The sequence below is a fragment of the Xenorhabdus sp. SGI246 genome, assembly GCF_040838225.1.
In the GTDB taxonomy this organism is placed as follows: Bacteria; Pseudomonadota; Gammaproteobacteria; order Enterobacterales; family Enterobacteriaceae; genus Xenorhabdus; species Xenorhabdus indica.
In genome coordinates, this window is the sequence record NZ_JBFPEZ010000088.1 from 1 (window position 1) to 6,246 (window position 6,246).

General features: G+C 42.0%; 11 protein-coding genes and 2 pseudogenes. 2 read left to right on the plus strand and 11 right to left on the minus strand.

Going from position 1 to position 6,246, the window contains the following annotated elements:
- Positions 1 to 200 precede the first annotated feature (200 nt).
- Positions 201 to 416 (plus strand): annotated as a pseudogene (locus ABLA85_RS16840) (IS3 family transposase); the annotation flags it as partial.
- Between the two features lie 288 nt (positions 417 to 704).
- A complete protein-coding gene (locus ABLA85_RS16845) occupies positions 705 to 1,157 on the plus strand; it encodes a hypothetical protein (protein ID WP_367965510.1) in 453 nt (150 codons plus the stop codon).
- A 62-nt stretch (positions 1,158 to 1,219) separates the two neighbouring features.
- Here the strand turns inward: ABLA85_RS16845 and ABLA85_RS16850 are convergent, their stop codons facing one another.
- The 11 genes and pseudogenes from ABLA85_RS16850 to ABLA85_RS16900 all read right to left on the minus strand — a co-directional run.
- The gene (locus ABLA85_RS16850) at positions 1,220 to 1,405 is read right to left on the minus strand and encodes a hypothetical protein (protein WP_367963254.1); all 186 of its coding nucleotides are present in this window, start codon (positions 1,403 to 1,405) and stop codon (positions 1,220 to 1,222) included.
- Positions 1,402 to 1,860, minus strand: coding sequence for a lysis protein (locus ABLA85_RS16855; RefSeq protein WP_367965511.1), 459 nt, complete (start codon positions 1,858 to 1,860; stop codon positions 1,402 to 1,404). Before ABLA85_RS16855 ends, ABLA85_RS16850 begins: the two co-directional genes overlap by 4 nt.
- Positions 1,857 to 2,258, minus strand: a complete 402-nt coding sequence (locus ABLA85_RS16860) for a structural protein (protein ID WP_367965512.1) — start codon at positions 2,256 to 2,258, stop codon at positions 1,857 to 1,859. The genes ABLA85_RS16855 and ABLA85_RS16860 overlap by 4 nt, the downstream gene beginning before the upstream one ends.
- On the minus strand, positions 2,255 to 2,578 hold the full coding sequence (locus ABLA85_RS16865; RefSeq protein WP_367961445.1) for a phage holin, lambda family: 324 nt from the start codon (positions 2,576 to 2,578) through the stop codon (positions 2,255 to 2,257). Before ABLA85_RS16865 ends, ABLA85_RS16860 begins: the two co-directional genes overlap by 4 nt.
- Positions 2,579 to 2,677: 99 nt before the next feature.
- Complete coding sequence (locus tag ABLA85_RS16870; protein WP_367965513.1) at positions 2,678 to 3,388, minus strand: DNA adenine methylase; 711 nt, start codon at positions 3,386 to 3,388, stop codon at positions 2,678 to 2,680.
- 105 nt (positions 3,389 to 3,493) lie between these two features.
- Positions 3,494 to 3,850: a hypothetical protein gene (locus ABLA85_RS16875; RefSeq protein ID WP_367965514.1), complete on the minus strand. Its 357-nt coding sequence runs from the start codon at positions 3,848 to 3,850 to the stop codon at positions 3,494 to 3,496.
- Positions 3,851 to 4,153: 303 nt separating this feature from the next.
- Complete coding sequence (locus tag ABLA85_RS16880; RefSeq protein WP_367965518.1) at positions 4,154 to 4,435, minus strand: antitermination protein; 282 nt, start codon at positions 4,433 to 4,435, stop codon at positions 4,154 to 4,156.
- Positions 4,436 to 4,579: 144 nt separating this feature from the next.
- Positions 4,580 to 4,939 carry a hypothetical protein gene (locus tag ABLA85_RS16885; RefSeq protein WP_367965515.1) on the minus strand — a complete coding sequence of 120 codons (360 nt, stop codon included), beginning with the start codon at positions 4,937 to 4,939 and terminating at the stop codon, positions 4,580 to 4,582.
- A gap of 275 nt (positions 4,940 to 5,214) precedes the next feature.
- Complete coding sequence (locus ABLA85_RS16890; protein WP_367965516.1) at positions 5,215 to 5,613, minus strand: antiterminator Q family protein; 399 nt, start codon at positions 5,611 to 5,613, stop codon at positions 5,215 to 5,217.
- Positions 5,606 to 5,758 carry a hypothetical protein gene (locus ABLA85_RS16895; protein ID WP_367965517.1) on the minus strand — a complete coding sequence of 51 codons (153 nt, stop codon included), beginning with the start codon at positions 5,756 to 5,758 and terminating at the stop codon, positions 5,606 to 5,608. The genes ABLA85_RS16890 and ABLA85_RS16895 overlap by 8 nt, the downstream gene beginning before the upstream one ends.
- A gap of 172 nt (positions 5,759 to 5,930) precedes the next feature.
- Positions 5,931 to 6,246, minus strand: a pseudogene (locus ABLA85_RS16900) (DNA primase); the annotation flags it as partial.

The following is a 6,246-nucleotide window of genomic DNA, read 5'->3' on the forward strand; positions in this document are numbered from 1 at the left end:
TAATGCACTCTGGACAATTGCGCTGGTTCGTATGCGCAGTGATCCCAGAACCCAGATCTATACTCAACGCCGAACAAATGAAGGGTTGTCAACGAAAGAAATATGACGTAGCTTAAAACGCTATATTGTACGAGAGCTGTATCCCTTAATTTTGGCTGATTTAAAATCGCTTTCATAATGATGCTTGACATAGGAGCGTCAACAGTCCGATGGAGCGCTTCTTTAGGAGCTTGAAGACAGAATGGATGCCTTTAGAGGGATAGGCAAATTTTATGGCAGCCAGATATTCAATCACTCAGTATATGACAGGTTATTACAGTCAGCTTCGCCCTCACTGGTATAACAACGGATTCACCCCCAATGAATCAGAAAGATTATTTTGGGAAGCCTCTAAGTCAGTGACCAATTTTTATTGACCACTTCAATTCCTCAAAGGCTCATTCCTAAATAAAGGCTCGATGTTTAGATTGGCGCTGCGGTGTGCAGTGAAAATAAAAATGCCACCAGCCCGTGTGCGTTGGGTACGCGATGGGAACGGGTGGCAGCATGCGTTATTCCTGTAGCCACTCAGGGAATGGGTAAAGAAATATTGGGTTTAGTTTCAGAGGGTAATTAATTGTTAAGCATTATTCGCTTGTTATTGGGTGAGAATAAAGTTAGGTATTGTTGTAAGTTTGAGTCTATGTTCTTAATAGGAGTTAGCTATGCCAAGATCTGTGGCATCTATAGCAATGATCAAATATTTTTGCTATTTAGCAAACGTAGATTTTCGATATATGCAATGCTTTCATCCGCGATATTTAGCTGCACGTTTTAATAATCCGAGATATGTGTCTGAATATAGACAAGTTAATGGAATTATGTCATTAAGAATTAGTGGATATAGAAATATTATCGATCTTAGAGCACCTACGGAATCCTGTCTTTCATCGGGCATTGCCAGAAGAATAAGGATGTTAGGTTTTAGAGCAGAGAATCCACTCTCGTATATATTAAAGCACCATTCATTTGATATAGATTTGGAATACTATCTCAAGTGTATATTGCCGTATATAAATGACCGCATCGGCTTTGAGTATCTTACTCAATTACCTCAGCGCAATATTGCATCAGCTACACCCTTGCGATTAGTAGGAAATCAAGTTACACCGTATTAATTCTACGTAAACAATAAATTAAGATTAAAAATATCTAAGCTGATATATTTACCACCCCAGCATCATTTGCTCTGAGGTGGTGGTGTGTTATTCGCCCGCATAATTTGCGCTCTTTCTTGTATTTCGCCCATCACTTTCTCTAATTGCAATGCCAGACAGTACAGCCTGAACAAAGACTGTGAGAATGATGATTGATTAGCTTGTACACGGTATTCAATGGTTGCTGTGGGTATTTGGCTTTCAATCATGTTTCTTTCCTACACTCAGCCCTAACATACTCCTGCAAATACCTTAATTTTGCCCAGTCGTTGATGATGTCTTCTCGGATATCGAGAACAGTTGATCCAGTTTCTCCAGAGAGTTCGACGGCGGTTGTAGAGTCCACGCTGCTGGAGGCGGGGGTTTCAGACACGGGACAGGTGGCTTTGATGCGCAGCTTGCGACGACCAGCGGCAACATCAGCCCGAAGAGTGTCAATTTCAGTCTTGGCATGGGCAAGTTCCTGTGTGTGTTGGGTGTCGAGTTCGTGGAGTTGCTTGATGCGCTCTTGCTGCTTATCTATCGCAATGACCTGTTCGTCATACTCTAACTTTAAGTTAGAGTATTCTTCAGCCTTGTTATGGTACTCACTGTAATAGAACCAGAGCAGGCCAGAGACAATCACTAAAGCACTGAGAGTGAAGTACTGGTTATTGAGTTTCATAGCAACTCAAACGCTTTTTCAAACGTTGCCTCAGAATACGGCTGCCTGCCGTTCTCGTGCCGGATAATGGCTTTTGATAGTCCAATCAGCGTCGGTTTATTCACTTCAATCTTTTCGAACTGGCCTACATTGAGTGCCTTAGCAACACTGTTAATATATGCAGTGGTGTTGTTTTCCGAGTCTGGCGCATAGCGGTTGATGATTTTAGAGACGCTGTTGTGCCCGCCTTTATGGTAATTACACAGCAACTTCATCAGTGCCCGAATACCATATTCCGGTGATTCAAATCGACAGAACCGGGATTCAATCTTCGGGTCATGCTGCAATTGGCCTTGCCAGTGATTCTTCGGGTTATGATCAATATTGCCGGGGTTGTTATTGCGAATGCCTCTGGTCACTGTTTATCTCCCAACCGTTTATTGATAGTGCGGATAGCAAACTCACGTATCTTCTCAACGCCAATAAAGCCCACCAGCCCACCAACAAAAGGGGCGGCATTACTGGGTATGCCGAACAGCTCTAAGCCGCTCGAAATCCCCCATGACAACGCCCCGCACAGAATGCCTTCTATCCATTTGTTTTTACGGTCTACGCCGTCATACACCAGACGTCCGTAACAAATAACGATAGCTAAAACAGAGCCGGATATCTGCGGCCACGAATTTTTAAGGCCGTCCAAGAGGTCGGCCCATAAATCAGGATTTTCTTTCATCTTCATAATCCACCCCATTGAGATAATGGGCGTCCGTGGGGTGAACGAGGGTTATCCCTGTGAGTTGTTGTTAATAGGAAAGGCTTAAAAGTTAAGCGGGTTTACTCATGTTTTTATCATAAACAACGACTCAACTGATCTTGTCGTTGTGCCCGATTGATGATTCGCACTCAGGCTACTGATTAATGCCATTGACCAAAGGCAATCAAAATCATCCGGGGCGGAATATTCGTTAACAAAGACCGTACAGCGGTTCGATAACTCACGAATCCAATTCCAGAACTCAACCGTGTTAAAGGCATCGCGGTATTGCCGCGTGTTGGCATAAGGCGGGTCGCAGTAGACGACTGCGCCATCCGGTATGTTCAGTGCCTTGTAATCACTGCATAATAATTGCACGCCATCCAGATCACTTATCTGTCGCTGAATATTGCTGATAGCCTCCGTTTGATAATCCCGAATACCTAATTTTGTCTGTGTGACTCCCGCGTACCCATCGAACCACTTACCCGAATAGCTACAATTAAACCCGACCCATCCAGTTAAGTGAGGAACGCCGGTTTTGTTATGCTTTATCGCGTAGTACTGTTCTCGTGATATTTGTCCCGGTGGGTGCCAGCCAGATAACAAGGCTCGCCACATTGCCATCAGGTACTCCTGATTATCCGCGGCAATAACAGGTCCAGCATGTTTGGTGTTGATGTAACTCACCATGTTCATACCACCAGCGAATGGCTCAACATAAACCGTATCTGTTGTTAAGTGCTCCAGAATGAAGGGGGCGATATGTTTCGCGATACGGGATTTACTCCCCATGTATTTCACCGTTTCGCCTCCCTCTCTTGGTGCGACCAGAAAACAAAAAGGCCACCTAAGTGACCTTTGGTTGTTCATATTGCCGATATCAGGCAAGGTATAAAATCAATATCTTATATCTGTTACAAATTTATTAACAACTCTAATTGTTATGGTTTCCCCTTGAAGGAAAGCATCATAAACAACCGGATTAAGTACTTGGCTTGCTCTTTCCACGCGAATGCAGCCTTCAAGATTTCTTTTTTGGTTAACAAACCAATAGTGATTATTTGGAGCCTTACTCATACGAATTATATTTTCAAATTTCCCTAAATACTCTCCATCGGGCATCCATTTCACACAATTAAACACAGTCTCAGCCGTATTGGCGGCATTGGTAACCTTATCCTCTGCGGCCATACTTGATCCAGCAAACAGAGATAAAAACAATCCCGCAAGAAAACTCACTTTTTTATTTATCATAATATTCACCTTATTTATATGGATTAATCTTTCAGACATCGATTAGATATTACCTACACAATATCTGAATGCGCCATATTAAAATAAGGACAACATTGATAACTTAAATCAGATAAAAAGAAAGTTTTAGAATCTATTAATAATCATCAAAAGAATGATAGTTATCATAATAAAGTTCATTTTATCTCAAAAGCAAAAAAAACCGCCGAAGCGAGGTCTGAAAATTCGTAGTGAGTATAGTTACAAGTTCCCACTATTTGAAGATTGAAGATATTAGGCCAAGGCCGGACAAAATGCAACGGTTTATTTTGTCACCGCTTTAAATACCTCTGCTGCCCGTTTCTCTTCTGTGTAACACTTCTCCATCAGCTTTTGATAAAAGGGCTTCCAGTTCCGCCGCCACGTTCTTTCATTCAGTTCAGGCAAGTAAGCCTTGATTGCTGTATAAGCCACTGACGAGGGTACTTTGCTGTAACCCCGCCCAGAGCAGCGCGGGCAGATTTTATGAACGGGTATACCCTGTAATGCGGTCTGTTCCTCATCAAGTACCAAGCCGCGACCCTTGCAGCGACAACGATTTGACAGAACGCCTTTCCCCTAGCATTCTCCACATTTCAATGAGCACTCATAAATAATCACTGAAATAGAGAAAAGTAAAAACCAGCAAAATGATATGCTGGTTTAATAATAAAAAATCTAGGTAAATTCATTAAACTCTATGTATTAAAATTAATAAACTATCGCTTTTATGCCCCTTTCTTCAAGTTTAATTTTCACAATTTTACCTTGAACAAAAGCATCATGAACAATTTTACTATGTCTCGCGTTTGATTGATCAGCAAAAATGCATCCTTCATCACCGGACTCTAGACTCACAAACCAATAAACATCGTGAACCAAACTGTCCAAAGAAACAGTGTAAGCCAGTTTTCCGATATAATTACCGGAAGTCACAAACTTTGTGCAATGAAAATTACTTTGATGAACTATACTAATATTGTCAGCCTCTTTTGTCTCCGCAGCCACTCCAGCACCCGCGAACAAAGACAAAATTAAGCCAGCAAGAACGCTTGCTTTTTTATTTATCATAGCAATCCCCTTATTTATATGGATTAATTATTTCAAACATCGCCCAGATATTACCCACATAATATCTGAATGCGCCATATTAAAATAAGGACAATATTGATAACTTAAATCAAATAAAATTATAAAAGTCTGTTAATAACTATCAAAGAAATGAGAATTATCATAATAAGGTTTTCTTTATTTTAAAAACAAAAAACCCCGCCGAAGCGAGGTTTGAAATTACTAAGCTGTGTGACATTGCTATCACTCTTATCACAATATACCGACTTTTGTAATTACGCAACTCTATTAACGATTTCTTTTTGTACGCATTTGTCCAGTTCCAGAACCACTTCAGTAACGGCCAGCACTCCTTCAATAAACCCCTCGGCAGCCTGTAACCGTTTTGCCACTTCGTTGTGGGAAATGCCTAATTTAGTCCCCATTACCCTTAATGGTGAGGCCTTAATGTAGTGTAATACGATCAACTGGTAGGAATACGGGTTATACTTCTTTAACCGCAGAACAGCGGCGTCAATAGCGAACCCGTCATCATCACAACATTGTACGCGGGTCTTGCGGGTGCTAGGAGTGAGCCCCTTGAATCCGGCTGCAACGGGGGACCAATCAACCGCGCTGTTACCTTCACTGGCCCAGGCGCCCCACTGGCTGAGTATTATCTGCTTATCACGCATTTGTACATTCCCCCACCAGATTGAGGATAATTCTGTCGGTTAGCGCATGATCATGGAACCGTTCTTCGGTCAGGGCGTGAAATGCCAGCAACATACCCATGAAACCACTTTCTTTCTGACAGTGTAAGTTAAGTATTTTTTTCATAATGCCTCTGCTGTACTGTCCTTTTGTCTTCCCATTTGATGCTGTCTCAAAAACCCTGTTTGTTGTCTCATGTTGTCTCAATTTAAAGTAAATATAATTATAATTCATATAGTTAATAAAAATGAGACAACTGAGACAACCGAGACAACAGGTTTAACCCTCACATGAGAAATTATTCGTCGTCTGATTCAGGTACTAACACCATGATATAAGCCCGTTGCTGGATACCTCCCAAGTGCTTAAGGCGTGGTGTCTTTCCCTGAAAGCTCCTTCCACTGGCAGGCTTCCTGAGAATGCCGTTTTTCACTAACGTATCTGCGAACATATCCACGTTAAACCCTTTCGCAATCTCCTGTTTGAACGTGGCAGGCAGCGTATAGAAAATGATCGGCGCATCATCATGAATACCTTTTTTCTCCCGGTAACCCGCTAAATCCCGTATCGGCAGATCCCATTCGTCAAAAGGCAACCGGGCATAACGGCTCATG

Bases quoted from the DNA above. Each gene is read 5' to 3' on its own strand.
- ABLA85_RS16845 (WP_367965510.1), top strand. From the start codon at position 705: ATGCCAAGATCTGTGGCATCTATAGCAATGATCAAATATTTTTGCTAT.
- ABLA85_RS16850 (WP_367963254.1), bottom strand. From the start codon at position 1,405: ATGATTGAAAGCCAAATACCCACAGCAACCATTGAATACCGTGTACAA.
- ABLA85_RS16855 (WP_367965511.1), bottom strand. From the start codon at position 1,860: ATGAAACTCAATAACCAGTACTTCACTCTCAGTGCTTTAGTGATTGTC.
- ABLA85_RS16865 (WP_367961445.1), bottom strand. From the start codon at position 2,578: ATGAAGATGAAAGAAAATCCTGATTTATGGGCCGACCTCTTGGACGGC.
- ABLA85_RS16870 (WP_367965513.1), bottom strand. From the start codon at position 3,388: ATGGGGAGTAAATCCCGTATCGCGAAACATATCGCCCCCTTCATTCTG.
- ABLA85_RS16875 (WP_367965514.1), bottom strand. From the start codon at position 3,850: ATGATAAATAAAAAAGTGAGTTTTCTTGCGGGATTGTTTTTATCTCTG.
- ABLA85_RS16885 (WP_367965515.1), bottom strand. From the start codon at position 4,939: ATGATAAATAAAAAAGCAAGCGTTCTTGCTGGCTTAATTTTGTCTTTG.
- ABLA85_RS16890 (WP_367965516.1), bottom strand. From the start codon at position 5,613: ATGCGTGATAAGCAGATAATACTCAGCCAGTGGGGCGCCTGGGCCAGT.
- ABLA85_RS16895 (WP_367965517.1), bottom strand. From the start codon at position 5,758: ATGAAAAAAATACTTAACTTACACTGTCAGAAAGAAAGTGGTTTCATG.